The organism is Mesorhizobium sp. WSM4989, assembly GCF_029625795.1.
Classification (GTDB): Bacteria; Pseudomonadota; Alphaproteobacteria; order Rhizobiales; family Rhizobiaceae; genus Mesorhizobium.
This window is the reverse complement of the sequence record NZ_JARTVN010000001.1, coordinates 1,001,640-1,019,120: the sequence shown is the minus strand read 5'-3', so window position 1 is coordinate 1,019,120 and position 17,481 is coordinate 1,001,640. Positions and strand designations below refer to the sequence as shown.

The 17,481-nt window shown below is 63.8% G+C and carries 18 protein-coding genes and 1 pseudogene; 12 read left to right on the top strand and 7 right to left on the bottom strand.

Annotated features, from left to right (window positions below; all coding sequences use genetic code 11):
- The first annotated feature begins 7 nt into the window (after positions 1-7).
- Entirely contained in the window at positions 8-2,713 is a 2,706-nt protein-coding gene (locus P9217_RS05090) for a caspase domain-containing protein (RefSeq protein WP_278086492.1), read from the top strand.
- 155 nt (positions 2,714-2,868) lie between these two features.
- Here P9217_RS05090 and P9217_RS05085 read toward each other — a convergent pair whose 3' ends face one another.
- The 4 genes and pseudogenes from P9217_RS05085 to P9217_RS05070 form a co-directional block, all read right to left on the bottom strand.
- Complete coding sequence (locus P9217_RS05085; protein ID WP_278086493.1) at positions 2,869-3,471, bottom strand: transglutaminase-like cysteine peptidase; 603 nt, start codon at positions 3,469-3,471, stop codon at positions 2,869-2,871.
- Between the two features lie 247 nt (positions 3,472-3,718).
- Positions 3,719-3,993: pseudogene (locus P9217_RS05080) on the bottom strand (AbrB family transcriptional regulator).
- 79 nt (positions 3,994-4,072) lie between these two features.
- Positions 4,073-5,485, bottom strand: a complete 1,413-nt coding sequence (gene tldD, locus P9217_RS05075) for a metalloprotease TldD (protein WP_067327853.1) — start codon at positions 5,483-5,485, stop codon at positions 4,073-4,075.
- Positions 5,486-5,616: 131 nt separating this feature from the next.
- The gene (locus tag P9217_RS05070; RefSeq protein ID WP_127241501.1) at positions 5,617-6,150 is read right to left on the bottom strand and encodes an invasion associated locus B family protein; all 534 of its coding nucleotides are present in this window, start codon (positions 6,148-6,150) and stop codon (positions 5,617-5,619) included.
- A 339-nt stretch (positions 6,151-6,489) separates the two neighbouring features.
- Between P9217_RS05070 and coxB the strand changes: the two genes are divergently transcribed.
- From coxB to rnhA, 11 genes are all read left to right on the top strand, one after another.
- A complete protein-coding gene (gene coxB / locus P9217_RS05065; protein ID WP_245299655.1) occupies positions 6,490-7,362 on the top strand; it encodes a cytochrome c oxidase subunit II in 873 nt (290 codons plus the stop codon).
- Between the two features lie 38 nt (positions 7,363-7,400).
- The gene (gene ctaD, locus P9217_RS05060; RefSeq protein ID WP_066998019.1) at positions 7,401-9,050 is read left to right on the top strand and encodes a cytochrome c oxidase subunit I; all 1,650 of its coding nucleotides are present in this window, start codon (positions 7,401-7,403) and stop codon (positions 9,048-9,050) included.
- A gap of 69 nt (positions 9,051-9,119) precedes the next feature.
- Positions 9,120-10,064 carry a heme o synthase gene (locus P9217_RS05055; protein WP_095823801.1) on the top strand — a complete coding sequence of 315 codons (945 nt, stop codon included), beginning with the start codon at positions 9,120-9,122 and terminating at the stop codon, positions 10,062-10,064.
- Positions 10,061-10,243 (top strand): hypothetical protein, encoded by a 183-nt coding sequence (locus P9217_RS05050; RefSeq protein ID WP_066998013.1) that lies wholly within the window; start codon positions 10,061-10,063, stop codon positions 10,241-10,243. Before P9217_RS05055 ends, P9217_RS05050 begins: the two co-directional genes overlap by 4 nt.
- Positions 10,244-10,250: 7 nt before the next feature.
- Positions 10,251-10,877, top strand: a complete 627-nt coding sequence (locus P9217_RS05045; protein ID WP_127246407.1) for a cytochrome c oxidase assembly protein — start codon at positions 10,251-10,253, stop codon at positions 10,875-10,877.
- Position 10,878: 1 nt separating this feature from the next.
- Positions 10,879-11,760, top strand: coding sequence for a cytochrome c oxidase subunit 3 (locus P9217_RS05040; RefSeq protein ID WP_066998007.1), 882 nt, complete (start codon positions 10,879-10,881; stop codon positions 11,758-11,760).
- 82 nt (positions 11,761-11,842) lie between these two features.
- Positions 11,843-12,229: a DUF983 domain-containing protein gene (locus P9217_RS05035; protein WP_278086494.1), complete on the top strand. Its 387-nt coding sequence runs from the start codon at positions 11,843-11,845 to the stop codon at positions 12,227-12,229.
- A complete protein-coding gene (locus tag P9217_RS05030) occupies positions 12,226-12,981 on the top strand; it encodes an SURF1 family protein (protein ID WP_278086495.1) in 756 nt (251 codons plus the stop codon). Before P9217_RS05035 ends, P9217_RS05030 begins: the two co-directional genes overlap by 4 nt.
- A 73-nt stretch (positions 12,982-13,054) precedes the next feature.
- A complete protein-coding gene (gene ispH, locus P9217_RS05025; RefSeq protein WP_278086496.1) occupies positions 13,055-14,059 on the top strand; it encodes a 4-hydroxy-3-methylbut-2-enyl diphosphate reductase in 1,005 nt (334 codons plus the stop codon).
- A gap of 6 nt (positions 14,060-14,065) precedes the next feature.
- Positions 14,066-15,028, top strand: coding sequence for a homoserine kinase (locus P9217_RS05020; RefSeq protein ID WP_278086497.1), 963 nt, complete (start codon positions 14,066-14,068; stop codon positions 15,026-15,028).
- Positions 15,025-15,558, top strand: a complete 534-nt coding sequence (rnhA, locus tag P9217_RS05015) for a ribonuclease HI (protein WP_127215062.1) — start codon at positions 15,025-15,027, stop codon at positions 15,556-15,558. The genes P9217_RS05020 and rnhA overlap by 4 nt, the downstream gene beginning before the upstream one ends.
- A 15-nt stretch (positions 15,559-15,573) precedes the next feature.
- Here the strand turns inward: rnhA and P9217_RS05010 are convergent, their stop codons facing one another.
- The 3 genes from P9217_RS05010 to P9217_RS05000 form a co-directional block, all read right to left on the bottom strand.
- Complete coding sequence (locus P9217_RS05010) at positions 15,574-16,050, bottom strand: DUF2938 domain-containing protein (protein WP_127242137.1); 477 nt, start codon at positions 16,048-16,050, stop codon at positions 15,574-15,576.
- The gene (locus tag P9217_RS05005; protein ID WP_066998201.1) at positions 16,050-16,532 is read right to left on the bottom strand and encodes a peroxiredoxin; all 483 of its coding nucleotides are present in this window, start codon (positions 16,530-16,532) and stop codon (positions 16,050-16,052) included. Before P9217_RS05005 ends, P9217_RS05010 begins: the two co-directional genes overlap by 1 nt.
- 139 nt (positions 16,533-16,671) lie before the next feature.
- Complete coding sequence (locus P9217_RS05000; protein WP_278086498.1) at positions 16,672-17,478, bottom strand: protein-disulfide reductase DsbD domain-containing protein; 807 nt, start codon at positions 17,476-17,478, stop codon at positions 16,672-16,674.
- Positions 17,479-17,481: the final 3 nt, after the last annotated feature.

Sequence of the window (17,481 nt, the reverse complement as noted above, 5' to 3'; positions counted from 1 at the left end):
ATGGCGGATGGCGGATAACGGACAGCGCATTGCCATGCAGACGCTTCTAAAATTCCTCAGCCTCATCGTTCTCATCGCTTTTGGCGCCGCGTCCGCGACCGGTGCGCTCGCGCAAGAGCAAAAACGTCTCGCCTTCGTCATCGGCAACGGCGCCTATCAGTCCGGCGAGCTCGCGACTGCCGCCAATGACGCCGGCCTGATCGCGCAGACCCTGCAGGCGGCAGGGTTCGACGTCGTCGGCGCGCGCGATGTCGATCAGGACTCGCTGCGCGGCGCGCTGCGCGATTTCCTCGGCAAGGTTTCCGCCGCCGGTCCCGACGCGGTCGTCTTCGTCTATCTTGCCGGCCACGGCGTGCAGTTCGAGGGGGAGAACTACTTTCTTCCGGTCGATGCCCAGATCGCCAGTCCAGCCGACGTGCCGCTTCTGGCAATGCGGCTCTCCGATGTCACCCGGTCGTTGGCCGGATTGCCGACGAAGGTAAACATCGTCGTGCTCGACGCGGCCCGGCCTGATGCCTTGCCCAAGATGAGCCAGCCCCTGGCCGGTGGTCTCGCGCTTGTCGATCCCGACCCGAACATGCTGATTGCGTTCAACGCGGCTCCGGGAACGGTCGCGCCGGAAGGCAAGGGCCCTTACGGCGCCTATGCTCAGGCGCTCGCCGAAATGATACGCGAGGGCGGGTTGTCGCTTGACGAGGTGTTCGACCGCACGCGGCTGCGCGTCAACGAGATGACGCAAGGCGCGGAAGTTCCGTGGCATGCCTCGAAGATCACCGCGCCTTTCGTCTTCTTCGACCGTGCCGCGGACGCGCCCGCGCCCAAGGTTTCGGAGGCCGAATCCCGCTCCAATCGGACCAGGGCGATCCAGGATTTCGACGCTCGAGACGCTTATATCGCGGCTCTCGACCGCGACACGATGCGCGGCTACGAGGATTTCCTCGTCGCCTATCCACACGATCCGATGGCTAAGCGCGTGCGCGCCATTGTCGCTGCGCGGCGCGAGGCGATCACCTGGCGCGAGACCTGGCTCGAGGACACGCCGGAAGCCTACTGGTCTTATCTGCGGCGCTATCCGCGTGGTCCGCATGCCTGGGACGCACGACGGCGGCTCGAACATTTCGACGCTGTCCTGGAGCCGCCGGAGGAGTTCACCGTCTATGAGTATGATTTGCCGCCGCCGCCGGAGGAGGAAATCATCTATATCGACCGTCCGGTGCTCTATTTCGACGATCCCGATTTCGACTTCGAACCGCCGCCGCCGATCACGGTGATCTTCCTGCCGCCGCCGCCGCCGGATTTCATCGTGCTTCCGCCACCTCCGCCGCCGGTCGACGTCTTCATCCTGCCGACGCCGGTATTCGTGCCGATCCCCGTATTCATCAACCCGCCGCGCCACGTCGTGCCGCCGCCGAACGCCATCATCTTCAACAACATCCACAACACGACGGTCATCAACACCATCAACACGACGATCAAAAACGAGACCATCGATCGGGCCGCGCAACCGAGCGCCGGTGTTCAGCTTGACCGCCGTACAGCCCGGAAAACGATGGAAGGCGCCGTTGGTGGCCGCGCCGATGCGCTGGCGGCCAAGGTTCCCCTGCCGCCGCTTCTGCAGAAGAGGGCGGCCAAGTTCCGTCAGGCCACATCCAATCAGCAGCAACAGGGCGCCCTGCCGCCGAAGCCTGGTCAGCGTGTTATCCAGCGCCAGCAGCCTGACACCTCGCCGGAGACCTCGTCCAGAACCGGCAAGCTCTCAACCGATCACGCTTTGCCTGGAGCCGATGGCAAGAGGCTGCCGCTGGTCAACGGCAAGCCGGCGCCCGACGGCCAGAACTTGCCCGGCAACAAGTTGAAGAGGCAACCCGGCAGGCAAGGCGTCTCGGGCGGCAACCAAGAGGCGATCGGAAATGCCGGTCCTGACCGGACCGGGAAGCAGGACACGGATCGGAACAGGGGCAAAAAGCTCCGCAACCTGCCCGCCGTCAACGGCACGCCGGCCGACAACGGGCAGAGCGCGCGGGAGAAGTTCAGGCAGAACAATCCCAAGGCTTTATCCGAACGGAGCGGTGGCAAGCCGAGGAAGCTGACGCGCAAGGATTTGTCCGCAGGCCAGTCCGTGGTCGAACCGAACGAACAAGGTTCGGCCGCCGCGAGCGACAAGGGCAGGAAGGTCCGCAAGCTGCCTACCGTCAACCGGATGCCGGCCGAGAACCGGCCGAGCGTGCGCGAGCGGCTCAGAAAGAACACCCCCGAAATGTTCTCCGATGACAACCAGGGCTCGGCCAAGAGCAAGAAGTTCCGCAGACTGCCGAGCGTTAGTGGTGGGCCAACCGACAATGGACCGGCCGTGCAGAAGCGGCTCAGGAGGAACAGTCCGACCCTGTTCTCCGACGAGAATCAGGGCTCGGCCAGCGGGAACGACAGGCGCAGGACGTTGCGCCGGCTGCAGAACGAAGAAGGTTCCGCCGGCCGGGATGTCACCGTCCAGCGCAACTTCAAAGTCAACAGGCCGAACGACAATGCGCAGCGCCAGTTCAGGCAGGAAAGGCCTAACGAGCAGGTGCTGCGGCGGCAGAGATCGGAGCCTCGCCCGGAATTCCGTTCGCAGCCGAGGCCGCAGATGCAAGAGCGGAGTGTCCCCCGGGAGAAGCCGCAGCCCAAGAAGAAGCTCTCTTGCGGACAGCAGGGCGAGCCGGCCTGCAACCAATAGGTTGGCGCGGTCGAGCCTGCGCCTTACCTTTGCGAGCCGATTTTTCGGCCATGAACGTGCAAGGCAGGGGGCGCCGGTCTGTAGGGCGTATCAACCGTCAAAGCGGGATGCCTCGGCTGTCCAGGCCGTCCGGTCTGCGAGCCTGGCGGCATCCGTCAGGTTTTCGGCGTGCCGCCGCGCTGATTGATCGATACCCAAATATTCGGGTTTTGCTGCGACTGGCGCTTCAGGAAATAATAGCCGGTCGCGTTCCAGGGCCGGACTTCGTCGACCAGATTGTCGAGCACGAGATCGCCCTTGTCGGTCTTCACGGTCAGGATGGTGTGGCCTTCGTTGTTCAGGTCGCGCACCACCGTCATCAGCAGCGCCTGGCGGGGAAATCCCGCTTCCATGAGAAGCTTGCGCTTGTAGAGCGCGTAGATCTTGCAGTCGCCCTTGCCGTCCACCGGATAGTCCCAGTGGTCCATCATCGTGCCCCAGTGATCATAGTTGCTGACGGGCTTGATGGCGCGGTTCGCTTTCTGGTTTATGCGCTTGACGGTTCGCATGTTCTGCGCGGTCAGCTTGACGTTCGCCGGCTGCAGGGCAGGCACTTTGCACTCTTTCGGCCGGCGGTGGCAGAAATCGATCCAGCCATAAGGGACGCTGGTACGTCCTCCCACTGTGGCGGAGCGCAGGTCGACCGGACTCGATGGCCGTTTGAACAATGTCGACTGCGCCGCCGCCGTGTCGACGCAAAGCGACGTCACACCGATCACTGAGCAAAGGCCAAGGAGGAATGAAGAGGTCAGGACGCCAGGGGAACGCAGCACTGCCAACACCACCGCAACGAGAAGACTGCTGATAGTTAAGTCGGAAGCGTCGGCCAAAGCAATTGAACAATTAATAATCTGCTAACACGATTGTGTTCGCGCTCCGGCAGGTAGCTAGGTGTGAGCTTTCCGGCCGGATCGAAGTGAGCGTTCAGGATGGTCGTTCGTCAGGTGTCTGACGACAAGGTTGGTATCAATTGCGAGCATGGCGCCGCCGCGCTTCGGCAAGGACACTCGCGTTCATCTCTTCAAGCGTCTTCGGCTGCCGCGGTGCGGCAGCAGGCCAAACACGCCTTCCGGTCGCGTCGGGGTGAAGGCCGGCGCTGGCTTCAGAAGAACACCGCCTGGTGTGTTCTTCGACCTGCAGACGCGTGCCGGCACCCAGTCTCTCCGTTTTCCGATGGCGCTGGGGAGGATCATTTGTCCCTTGGTCGAGACGGTGGTTATGAGTCTTTCGGCACCAGCTATCGCAAGCTTACCCCATGTAAGACACAGGTAAGATACTCAAGCGGCGGAGTGCTATTCAAATCTGCCGGATTGAGCGCGCTCAAACCCTAGTGCCGCCCACCGTCATCTGGTTCATCCTCAGATGCGGCTGGCCGACCCCGACCGGCACGCCCTGTCCGGCCTTGCCGCACATGCCGATGCCGTTGTCGAGTTTCATGTCGTTGCCGACCATGGTGACGCGGTGCATGGCGTCGGGCCCGTTGCCGATCAGCATTGCGCCCTTGATCGGCTGCGTCACCTTGCCGTCCTCGATCATGTAGGCCTCGGTGCAGCCAAACACGAACTTGCCTGAGGTGATGTCGACCTGGCCGCCGCCGAAGGAGACGGCATAGATGCCGTTCTTGACCGAGGCGATGATCTCTTCCGGCGCGGTATCGCCCGAGGTCATGTAGGTGTTGGTCATGCGCGGCATCGGCTGGTGGGCATAGCCTTCGCGCCGGCCGTTGCCGGTCGCCTTCATGCCCATCAGCCGCGCATTCTGGCGGTCCTGCATGTAGCCGACCAGCTTGCCGTCCTCGATCAGCACATTGCGCGCCGAAGGCGTGCCTTCGTCGTCCACGGTAAGCGAGCCGCGCCGCTCGGCGATCGTGCCGTCGTCGACGACGGTGACGCCCTTTGCCGCTACTTGGCTGCCCATCAGGCCGGCGAAGGCGGATGTTTTCTTGCGGTTGAAGTCGCCCTCGAGGCCATGGCCGACAGCCTCGTGCAGCATCACGCCCGGCCAGCCGCTGGAAAGCACGATGTCGAATGTGCCTGCCGGCGCCGGGACGGCTTCGAGATTGACCAGCGCCTGTCGCAGCGCCTCGCGCGCGGCGTGCTTCCAACTCTCCTCGGTGAGGAACTCGCCAAAGCTCTTGCGGCCGCCCATTCCGTAGGAGCCGCTCTCCTGGCGGTCGCCATCGCCGACCACCACCGAGACGTTCATCCTGACCAGCGGGCGGATATCGCGCACCACTTGGCCGTCGCCGCGCACGATCTCGACATGCTGCCACGAGGCGGCCAGCGAAGCCGTCACCTGGCGCACGCGCGGATCGGCGGCGCGCAGCCAGGCGTCGATCTCCTGCAACAGCTTCGCCTTGGCCTCGAAACTGGGCGAGGGGATGGGATTCTCGTCGCCGTAAAGGTGGCGATTGGTGCGCGCGGGCGCTGCGGCAAGCGTTCCGGAATAGCCGCCCTTGACCGCGGAGACGGCATCGGCGGCGCGCAGCAGAGAGGCTTCCGACAGGTCGCTCGAATGGGCATAGCCGCTCGCCTCGCCGGCGACGGCGCGCAGCCCGAAACCCTGGTCGGTGTTGAAATTCGCCGTCTTCAGCCGGCCGTTGTCGAACATCAGCGCTTCGTTCTCGCTGTATTCGAGGAACAGTTCGCCGTCGTCGGCGCCCTTGATGGTATCGGCGACGATCTCTTTGACGCGGTCGTCGGAAATGTCGAATTGGCCGATCAGGCTGTTCATGGCAGGGCTGTCCGCTGGCGGTTTCGCATTCCCCCGATGTAGGGGCGAAGTGAGGTCAAGACAATCGCCGGCCTTCACACGCGATCGTCATCGCCGCGCGCCGACTGGCGGCCACGTTGCCGCCGCTGGACTTAGGGCAGAGCCGAGAAGCCTTCGGCGAATCCCTTCAGATCGACGGGAATGCCGATGCCTTCCTCCGGCGTCTGGAAGACGATGAAGGTGGCCGACGTGCCGTTCTTCAGCGTGTCGAGCAGCGGCTTCTCGAGGATCACTTCCGCGTAGCAGCCGTCCTGGAAACAGCGCACGAAATAGGCGCGGCCGATGTCCTTGCCGTCGACATTGAGGCCAAGCCCGTTGGGCAAGAGCACGCCGAGCGGTGCCAGCACCCGCAGGATCTCCGCCTTGTTGTCGGCGGTGCGCAGCACCACGACGGAAAGCCCCATCTCCGGACGATCCTCGGCAACGACGTTCTGCATCATCACGCACTGCTCGGAGGTCGCGCCGGCCGGCGTGTCGCAGATGATCGACCACGCGCCATGCGTCGACTTGACCGTGCCGCTGGGCGGCGCCGCGGTCTGCGGCGGCGCGGCGTTCGCCACGCTGGCGCTAAGCGAGGCGGCAAGGAAGATAACCTTCGCCAAGGGTGTCGAAAGCCAGGAAGTCATAACGGCTCCATTGCGAATCACGGCACTTTAAGCTGCGCCAAGGCCAAGTAAAGGACGAGACCGTCGCCAGCCCGCCCAGATACCGGCAATTACGCGCTTTTCCAGAGCAAATTCGCCCGAATTGCGACCGCCCGGCGCGGGGGCGGCGATGGTCGGGGATGCCCTTCGGGCTGCGCGCAAAAATGCCGCACGGTTTCGCCCGCTCCTTCCTTGCGGAGGGAAATAGAGTATGGTTTGAACCACCTTAGGGACAGACCGGGATTCCCCATCCCGGCGTCGTTCGTTATTGGTGCGATCCGATTGCAGGAAGTGGGAGACGAGAGGGCGATGAGAAAATTCATGGCAAGCGCCAGACTTCTGGCAGGTGCTGCGGCCGCGGGCACGCTCCTCTCCAGCGCATCCGCCTATGCGGATCAGCCGCGGCCATGGGAAACCGCCTTCCAGGCGCCTGCGACCGACATGATGCGGCAGATCGAATGGTTCGGAAACTACACCTTCGTATTCATCGTGGTCATCACCCTGCTGGTGCTGGTCCTGCTCGCCTATGTCATCCTGCGGTTCCGCGCGAGCGCCAACCCGGTTCCTTCCAGGACCAGCCACAACACGCTGATCGAGGTGATCTGGACCGTCGGCCCGGTCATCGTGCTGCTGCTCATCGCCATCCCCTCGTTCCAACTGCTCACCGCGCAGTATACCCCGCCGGAAGAAGCCAAGCTGACCGTCAAGGCGACCGGCAACCAATGGAATTGGGACTACGAATACCAGGTCGACAAGAGCTTCTCCTTCAACTCGGCGATCCTTCAGGACGGTGACCGCGCCAAGGCCGGCAAGGAAGACCGCAATCTCTATCCGCGCCTGCTCGCCGTCGACAATGAGCTGGTGGTGCCGGTCAACACCATGACCCGCGTGCTGATCACCGCCACCGACGTCATCCACTCCTTCGCCGTGCCGTCCTTCGGCATCAAGATGGATGCCGTGCCCGGCCGCACGAACGAGACCTGGTTCAAGGCGGAGAAGGAAGGCCTCTATTACGGCCAGTGCTCGCAGCTCTGCGGCAAGGATCACGCCTTTATGCCGATCGCGGTTCGCGTCGTCTCCGACGCGCAGTTCAAGACCTGGCTGGAGACGGCCAAGACCGACGTGCCCGCCGCCAACAAGGCGCTGATGGCCGAGATCGATGGTACCAACAAGGTAGCGGCCGCCGGCAACTGACGCCGCGGGTTAGCAAGAATTAGGGAACGGAGCGGAATATGGCAGAGGCTGCAGCTCACGACCACCACGACCACAGGCCGCATGGCTGGGTCCGCTGGGTCTACTCGACCAACCACAAGGATATCGGCACGCTCTACCTGATCTTCGCGATCATGGCCGGGATTATCGGCGGCGCGCTTTCGGTCGCCATCCGCATGGAGCTGCAGGAGCCCGGCATCCAGATCTTCAGCGGTCTGGCGCAGATGGTCTACGGCATGCAGGGTGATGCCGCGATCGACGGCGGCAAGAGCATGTACAATGCCTTCGGCGCCGCGCACGGCCTGATCATGATCTTCTTCATGGTGATGCCGGCGCTCATCGGCGGCTTCGCCAACTGGATGGTGCCGATCATGATCGGCGCGCCGGACATGGCCTTCCCGCGCATGAACAACATCTCTTTCTGGCTGCTGCCGCCGGCCTTCCTCCTGCTGCTCGGCTCGATGTTCGTACCGAGCGCGCCCGGCGCCTTCGGCGTCGGCGGCGGCTGGACGATCTATCCGCCGCTCTCGACATCCGGCCAGCCTGGCCCCGCAATGGACCTTGCGATTCTGTCGCTCCACATCGCCGGCGCCTCGTCGATTCTCGGTGCGATCAATTTCATCACCACCATCTTCAACATGCGCGCGCCTGGCATGACCATGCACAAGATGCCGCTGTTCGCCTGGGCGGTGCTGATCACGGCCTTCCTGCTGCTCTTGTCGCTGCCGGTCCTGGCGGGCGCCATCACCATGCTGCTCACCGATCGCAACTTCGGCACCGCCTTCTTCGTGCCGGACCAGGGCGGCGACCCGCTGCTCTTCCAGCACCTGTTCTGGTTCTTCGGCCATCCCGAGGTGTACATCCTGATCCTGCCGGGCTTCGGCATCGTTAGCCATATCGTCTCGACCTTCTCGAAGAAGCCGGTCTTCGGCTATCTCGGCATGGCCTACGCCATGGTCGCGATCGGCGCGGTCGGCTTCATCGTCTGGGCGCACCACATGTACACGACCGGCCTGTCGCTCGACACGCAGCGCTATTTCGTGTTCGCCACCATGGTCATCGCGGTTCCGACGGGCGTGAAGATCTTCTCCTGGATCGCCACGATGTGGGGCGGCTCGATCTCCTTCAAGCCGCCGATGCTGTGGGCGCTGGGCTTCATCTTCCTGTTCACGATCGGTGGCGTCACCGGCGTTCAGCTGGCAAATGCCGGCCTCGACCGCTCGCTGCACGACACCTATTTCGTGATCGCCCACTTCCACTACGTGCTGTCGCTGGGCGCCGTGTTCGCCATCTTCGCCGGCTGGTACTACTGGTTCCCGAAGATGACCGGCTACATGTACTCGCCGGTGATCGCCAACACCCACTTCTGGGTCACCTTCGTCGGCGTCAACCTGATCTTCTTCCCGCAGCACTTCCTCGGCCTTGCCGGGATGCCGCGCCGCACTGTCGACTATCCGGATGCGTTTGCCGGCTGGAACATGATCTCGTCCTACGGCTCCTACATCGCCGCCGTCGGCGTTGCGATCTTCCTCTATGGCGTGTTCGAGGCCTTCCAGAAGAAGCGCGTCGCGGGCGCCAATCCGTGGGGCGAGGGTGCCACCACGCTCGAATGGCAGCTGCCGTCGCCGCCGCCGTTCCACCAGTGGGAACAGCTGCCGAAGATCAAGTAAGGCCGCAGATACAGGACCGCCTGCTCGCCCGGCGGTCTTGGCCAACGGAATGATGGACTTTAAGTACGCATGGCCCTTGCCGACCACAAATTGATGGAGGAAGTTGGCTTTCGCATGTCGGAAGCCACCGCGGGCGATTTCTTCGCCCTCCTCAAGCCGCGCGTGATGTCGCTGGTCGTCTTCACGGCCTTTGTCGGCATGGTCGCGGCGCCGGTCGCCATCAATCCGCTGCTGGCGGTGATCGCGATCCTGGCGATTGCCATCGGCGCCGGCGCCTCGGGCGCGCTCAACATGTGGTACGACGCCGATATCGACGCGGTGATGACCAGGACAGCGAGCCGTCCGGTGCCGGCCGGGCGCGTCACGCCGGGTGAGGCGCTGAGCTTCGGCCTCGTGCTCTCCGCGCTGTCGGTGATGACGCTGGGCGTGCTCATCAACTGGCTGTCGGCGGCGCTTCTTGCCTTCACCATCTTCTTCTACGCCGTGATCTACACGATGTGGCTGAAGCGCTGGACGCCGCAGAACATCGTCATCGGCGGCGCCGCCGGCGCCATCCCGCCGGTGATCGGCTGGGCGGCGGTGACCGGATCGGTCAGCCTCGAAAGCCTGATTCTTTTCCTGATCATTTTCCTGTGGACGCCGCCGCATTTCTGGGCGTTGGCGCTGTTCAAGTCGGACGACTACGCCCGCGCCGGCATCCCGATGATGCCGAACGTCGCCGGACACGCCTCGACCCGCCGCCAGATCTTTGCCTACGCGCTAGTCCTGGCGCCGGTCGGCGTGTTGCCATGGCTGCTCGGCTACACCACCGCCGCCTATGGCGCGGTTTCCGTCCTGCTCGGCCTGGGCTTCGTCTGGTATGCCTGGAAGGTGCTGGGCATGAGCGATGCCGACCGCGCGATGAAGCCGGCCAAGGCGCTGTTCGGCTATTCGCTGCTCTATCTCTTCGCAATCTTTGCCGCCTATCTCGTCGACAGCGTGGTCGGGCGTGCCCTCGTCATGGGGGGAGCATGATCGTGGCCGACAAGAACCTCGAACTGGTCACCTTGACCGAACGCCAGCGGAAGGCGCGGCGCAGCCGCTCCGTTGCCATCGGCGTCGCGCTGGCCGCGCTCGTCATCATCTTCTACATCGCCACCATCGTGCGCTTCGGCCACCATGCCTCCGGCCTGATACCGACGAATTTGATGTGAGGCGGCGATGAGCGGCGAGACCGGACCCATCGGGAAGAACAGCAACCGCATCGTCGTGGCGGTCTGCCTTGCCTTCTTCACCGGCATGGTCGGCATGGCCTATGCGGCGGTCCCGCTCTACAAGATGTTCTGCCAGGTCACCGGCTATGGCGGCACGACGCAGCGCGTCGAGAAGCAATATGCCGGTCGCGTGCTCGACCGCGACATCACCATCCGCTTCGACGCCAACACCAACGGCATTCCGTGGCAGTTCGAGCCCGTCGCGCGCTCGGTGACGATCAAGATCGGCGAGACCACGCAGGCGCATTACAGCGCCACCAACAAGTTCGATCGCCCCATCACCGGGCGCGCCTCCTTCAACGTGCAGCCGGAAATGGCCGGCGCCTATTTCAACAAGGTGGAGTGCTTCTGCTTCACCGACACGACGCTCAAGCCCGGTGAGACGCTGGACATGCCGGTCGTGTTCTATGTCGATCCAGACATCGTCAACGTGCCGGAACTGAAGGACTTGAAGACCATCACCCTGTCCTACACCATGTTCCCGGTCGAAAAGAAGCAGCCAGTCGCGTCGTCCGCGCCGGCCGCTGGCAGCAGCAACAAAGTTCCAGATTCCGAAGCAAGCCTCGGGGGTTGATATGGCAGACGCGCACGCAAAACCGAACCACGACTACCATCTCGTCAATCCCAGCCCTTGGCCTTTCCTGGGCTCGATCGGCGCATTGGTCACGGCCGTCGGCGGCGTTTGCCTGATGCAGTATCTGAAGGCCGGCAGCTTCCCAATATTCGGCCACAACATCGCCAATCCGTGGCTGTTTTTCATCGGCCTGATCATCGTGCTCTACACGATGTTCGCCTGGTGGTCGGACACCATCAAGGAAGCGCATGAGGGCCACCACACGCGCGTCGTTTCGCTGCACCTGCGCTACGGCATGATCATGTTCATCGCCTCCGAGGTGATGTTCTTCGTCGCCTGGTTCTGGGCCTTCTTCGACGCCAGCCTATTCCCGGGCGAGGCCGCGCAATATGCCCGCACCACTTTCACGGGCGGCGTTTGGCCGCCAAAAGGTCTGGAGGTTCTCGATCCCTTCCACCTGCCGCTCTACAACACCATCATCCTGCTTCTGTCGGGCACGACGGTGACCTGGGCGCACCACTCGCTGCTGCACGGCGACCGCAAGGGCCTGATCAACGGCCTGATCCTAACCGTCGGCCTCGGCATGCTGTTCACCATGGTGCAGGCCTACGAGTACATGCACGCTCCGTTCGGCTTCAAGGACTCGATCTACGGCGCCACCTTCTTCATGGCGACTGGCTTCCACGGCTTCCACGTCATCATCGGCACCATCTTCCTGCTCGTCTGCCTGATCCGGGCGATGCGGGGCGATTTCACCCCGAAGCAGCATTTCGGCTTCGAGGCGGCCGCCTGGTACTGGCATTTCGTCGACGTGGTCTGGCTGTTCCTGTTCACCGCGATCTATGTCTGGGCCTCGAGCGGCGCGGTAATCGAAGCCCACTGAGACCCTTTGGATTGAGTTCACGAGGCGGCTGCGGCGACGTGGCCGCCTTATCTTTTTGACCGAACGGGTCTACGGTGCTGACATGAGCGAAGACAAGGCGATCTGGCCACCCGTCGACCCGATCTCGGCCGGGCTGCGCGGCCATTGCCCGCGCTGCGGCGAGGGCAAGCTGTTCTCCGGCTTCCTCACCGTCGGCAAGGGCTGCTACAGTTGCGGCCTCGACTATTCCTTTGCCGATGCCGGCGACGGTCCGGCGGTCTTCGTCATCCTCATCATCGGCTTCATCGTCGTCGGCCTGGCGCTGTGGATGGAAGTGTCGCTGAGCCCGCCGCTCTGGCTGCATTTCATTTTGTGGATACCGCTGGCGCTGGTGCTGAGCCTGGCGGCGCTGCGCCTGGTCAAGGGCGTGCTGATCACCCTGCAATATTCCAAGAAGGCCGCGGAAGGCAGGCTGGACAGCGGCCAATGAGCGATGCGACCTCCTCGACTGCCGGCGCTTCGCGGCCGCGCTCGGCGCTGCTGCTTGGGATCGGCCTTGTCCTGTTCGCCATTCTCCTCGGCCTCGGCACGTGGCAGGTCCAGCGCTTGCACTGGAAGGAAGGGCTGATCGATACCATCGACAAGCGCACCCATGCGGCACCTTTGCCACTGACCGATGTCGAGAAAGAATTCGCCGCCACACACGATGTCGACTACACGCCGGTGACTGTAACCGGCACTTTCCTGCACCAGGGCGAGCGCCATTTCTTCGCCACTTGGGAAGGCGACACGGGCTTCAATGTCTACACGCCCCTGCGGCTCGACGACGGCGGTTTCGTGCTCGTCAACCGCGGCTTCGTCCCTTACGATCTCAAGGATCCGGCCAAGCGGAAGCAGGGCGAGGTCGCCGGCACGGTGACGGTGACCGGGCTTGCCCGCAATCCGCTGCCTGAAAAACCCTCGATGATGCTGCCCGACAACGACGTCGCCAAGAACATCTTTTACTGGAAGGACCGCGACGTCATGGCCTCGAGCGCCGGTCTGCCAGCGGGAGCCGTGCTGGTGCCCTTCTTCATCGATGCCGACAAGACTCCTAACCCCGGCGGTCTGCCGGTCGGCGGCGTCACCATCATCGATCTGCCGAACAACCACCTGCAATATGCCGTCACCTGGTATGGCCTTGCCGCCGCCCTTGCCGCGGTGCTGATCCTCAGGCTTCGCCGCCCGGCGAAGGAGGAGTGAGCGCCGCTCTTGACAGGGCAGGGGTGCACGCCTCATTTCGCCTTCAGCTTTCCGACTGAACCGGCCCGTTTTGATGATTGAAAAAAAGCCACCGCTGACGATCAGGCTTTGCCAGCCGCGCGGCTTCTGCGCCGGCGTCGACCGCGCCATCCAGATCGTCGTGCTGGCGCTGAAGAAATACGGCGCGCCGGTCTATGTCCGCCATGAGATCGTGCACAACCGCTATGTCGTCGAGGGGCTGCAGAGCCTGGGCGCGGTGTTCATCGAGGAATTGTCGGAGATCCCGCCCGAGCATCGTCAGTCGCCGGTCGTCTTTTCCGCACATGGGGTGCCGAAATCGGTGCCGGCCGACGCCGAGGCGCGCAACCTGTTCTACCTCGATGCCACCTGTCCGCTGGTGTCGAAGGTGCACAAGCAGGCGATGCGGCACCAGCGGCTCGGCCGCCATGTGCTCCTGATCGGCCATGCCGGCCATCCGGAAGTGATCGGCACGATGGGCCAGTTGCCGGAAGGAGCCGTGACCCTTATCGAGACCGAGGCGGATGCGGCAAGCTTCGTGCCGGCAGACCCGGCGGCGCTTGGCTTCGTCACCCAGACGACGCTGTCGGTCGAGGACACCGCCGGCATCATCCGGGCGCTGCAAGAGCGTTTCCCCGAGCTTCACGCCCCGGCCGCCGAATCCATCTGCTACGCCACCACCAACCGCCAGGAGGCGGTGAAGGAGACGGCCGCCGGCGCCGACCTTTTCCTCGTCGTCGGCGCGCCGAACTCGTCCAACTCGCGGCGTCTTGTCGAAGTGGCGGAGCGCGCGGGCGCCGCGATGTCGCTTCTCGTGCAGCGGGCCTCCGAAATTCCGTGGAATGAGATCGGCAAGATTTCGACGCTCGGCCTGTCGGCCGGCGCCTCGGCGCCGGAAATCATCGTCGACGAGATCATCGACGCGTTCCGGCAACGCTTCGACGTCACCATCGATCTGGCCATCACGGCCACGGAAACGGAGGATTTTCCGGTGATGCGGGTGTTGCGCGATGTCGAACTGACGGCGGCCGACATGGCCTTCGTCAACGGAGCCGCGTAAACCCAGATGGCCGTCTACACCGACGTCAACGAAAACGAGCTCAGCGCGTTTCTGAAAGCCTATCCGGTGGGCGAGCTCCTGTCCTACAAGGGCATCGCCGAAGGGACCGAGAACTCGAATTTTCTCGTCCATGCTTCCACCGGTTCCTACATATTGACGCTCTACGAGAAGCGCGTCGACAAGGCCGATCTGCCCTTTTTTCTCGGCCTGATGGGCCATCTCGCGCGAAAAGGCATTTCCTGCCCGCTTCCGGTCACCGCGCATGACGGAACCGTCATCGGCACGCTCGCCGGGCGCCCGGCGGTCATCATCACCTTCCTCGAGGGCCTGTCGCTGAGGCGCCCGACGGCAGCGCATTGCGGCGAGGTCGGCAAGGCGTTGGCCGCGCTCCATCTCGCCGGGCGGGATTTCCCGATGAAGCGGCCGAACGCGCTTGCCATCGACGGCTGGCGCAAGCTCTGGGCGGCGTCGCGCGACCGCGCCGACGAGGTCGAGCTGGGGCTCGCGGCCGAAGTCGACGCGGACTTCCTGGATTTTGAGCGCAACTGGCCGACCCGCCTGCCACAAGGCATCATCCACGCGGATCTCTTCCCGGACAATGTCTTCTTCCTTGGCGAGAAGCTGTCGGGGCTGATCGATTTCTATTTCGCCTGCGACGACCTCTATGCCTATGATGTCGCCACTTGCCTCAACGCCTGGTGCTTCGAGAAGGACTTTTCCTTCAACCTCACCAAAGGGGCGGCGCTGCTTGCCGGCTACCAGTCGGTGAGGCCGCTTGAGGGCGAGGAAAAAGCGGCGCTGCCGATGCTGGCGCGCGGCTCGGCGCTACGCTTCATGCTGACCAGGCTCTATGATTGGCTGACCATTCCCAACGGCGGGCTGGTGATGAAGCGCGATCCGACCGAATATATCCGCCGCATGCGCTTCCACCGGGCGATCAAGTCTCCATCCGAATACGGACTGACATGAACAAGCAGATCCAGATCTTCACCGACGGCGCCTGCTCGGGCAATCCCGGGCCGGGCGGCTGGGGCGCGGTGCTGCGCTATAACGGCGTCACCAAGGAGCTGTCGGGCGGCGAGGCCGAGACCACCAACAACCGCATGGAGCTGCTTGCCGCCATCAGCGCGCTCGATGCGCTGAAGGAGCCGTGCACGGTCGATCTCTATACCGACAGCAAATACGTCATGGACGGCATTTCCAAATGGATCCATGGTTGGAAGAAGAACGGCTGGAAGACCGGCGAGAGGAAGCCGGTCAAGAACGGTGAGCTCTGGCAGGCGCTCGACGAGGCCAACAGGCGCCACAAGGTTATCTGGCACTGGGTGAAGGGCCATGCCGGCCACCCGGAGAACGAGCGCGCCGACGAACTGGCAAGGCAAGGCATGGCGCCGTTCAAGCCGAAGCAGGCGCGGCCGGCACCGGTTGCGGCTGCGCCGCAGAAGGCTGGTGCTCCGGCCAGGAAGCCCGCGCCCCGACGCTCGACTCAGAGCTATTGACGCGCCTGACGTTCTCTACCGGATCGCCAGCGCCGTGGAGAACAGGCCGAAGGCGAAGACCGTGTGCGAGACGAGGTTGAGCGCGCGCACCAGCATCGGGTTGGGCGTCCTGGATGCTGCCCAGCCGGCACCCATGCCGGGCGCCAGCAGGAACCAGCCGGCGCCGACGGTGACGATGCCGAGAACGAAGGCCGGCAGGAAGGTCGGCGCCGCCAGCCAGCCCGTTCCCGCCAGCACGACCAGGATCACGCCGTAGAGAATTCCGACGAGATAGTGGAATGCCCAGCCCAGCGCCTTTTCATGCGTATACGGCGCGGCCTGACTGATATCGTCATGGAAGACCTTCTCGGGCAGATGCCGGACCCAGCGGCCGACCATGCCCCAATTCGGCCGCGGCAGCCCGAACGCCTTGTTGAGGATAATCGCCCAGACGTCCATGAAGACCGTGGCGCCGATGCCGATCGCGATGGCGCGCCAGACAATGTCGAGCATCAGAGCTGCTCGAGGATTTTGGCCGCCCCGCTCTCGTCGACACCTGGCTTGGCTTCGACATTGAGAGCCACGACCTTGCTGTCATCGACGATCATCGAAAAGCGCTTCGAGCGCAGCCCCATGCCGTTCGCGGAAAGGTCATTGTCAAGTCCTACCGACTTGGCGAAGTCTCCGCTGCCGTCGGCGAGATAGAGGATCTTGCCTTCGCCACCGGTGAAGCGTGCCCAGGCGCCCATGACATGGACGTCGTTGACCGAGACGACCGCGATAGTGTCGACGCCGCGCGCCACGATGGCGTCGTGGTTCTCGAGATAGCCCGGCAGATGGTTGTTGCTGCAGGTCGGCGTGAAGGCGCCGGGAACGCCGAACAGCACCACCTTCTTGCCGGCGAAAATCTCGGCGCTGGTCATCGGCTTGGCGCCATCGGCGGTCATCACCTTGAAAGTCGCCTCGGGCAGTTTTTCGCCAACCGAAATGGTCATGGTTTCCTCGTTCGGGAGATTGGGAAGGATCTGTGCCTGCGATATCGAACCGGGCCGCATTCCGCAACCGTTCAGAGCAATGCCAGGAAAAGTGCCCAGCGGTTTTCCATTCGGAATTGCGGCTCCACGACGAATTGGCTCAAGGGAAAGGCAGCAACCCGTCCACCGCACCTTCGGCGCTTGTCAGCGTGTAGTAGAGCCCGCCGTCCGTGGGCGTCGCTGACGGCCGGTCGAGGATCGGCACGGTGAAAACAAGCTTGCCGTCCTTCTCGCTGCGCACCGGCGCGCCGAACATATAGTCGCGCTCCCCCGCGATGAAAAAGTCGACGGACTCGGCATCGCCGGGCGAATGCGCCTCGACGATGAGCGTCTCGTGATCGCCGGGCAGCACGCGGATGCCGAAATCAGATCGCGCCGGGCCGGGGAGCGTTGCAAGCGCAGTCTTCACCAGCGCCGCGTCGGTGGCGTTGTCCGGATCGGAAGCAGGATCGAGGCTGAGCCGCGTCTGCACCGGAATGCAGATCGTCTCGCATATGCCGAGAAAGACGTTGGCATCGATCGTCGCCGGCTGGTCGGGCGCCGACAGCGTGAAGGTCACCGGCAGCGATACGGGACGGTCATAGCCGGCCCATTTGCCGTAGCCGTCGTCGTGGCGCTGCGGCGGCGGAAACGACAGCTTTGCATCTGCGATGTTGGTGCTGGCCGAGATGTCGATCTGCGGCGGCACACCGGCGTCGCCGGGATCGCGCCAATAGGTTTTCCAGCCTGGCTTCAGCGCGATGTCGAGCACGCCGTGGATCTTGCCCGCCTCGTCCGGCTTGCCGCTGGTCACCAGCCGCACCTTGCCGCCTTCGCTGTTGTACCAGGCCGAGGATGATGCCTCGGCCGGCTGCCCCGCTGCCAGGCCGACGACGGCACCGAGCGCCACAATATTCAGGTATCGCATGAC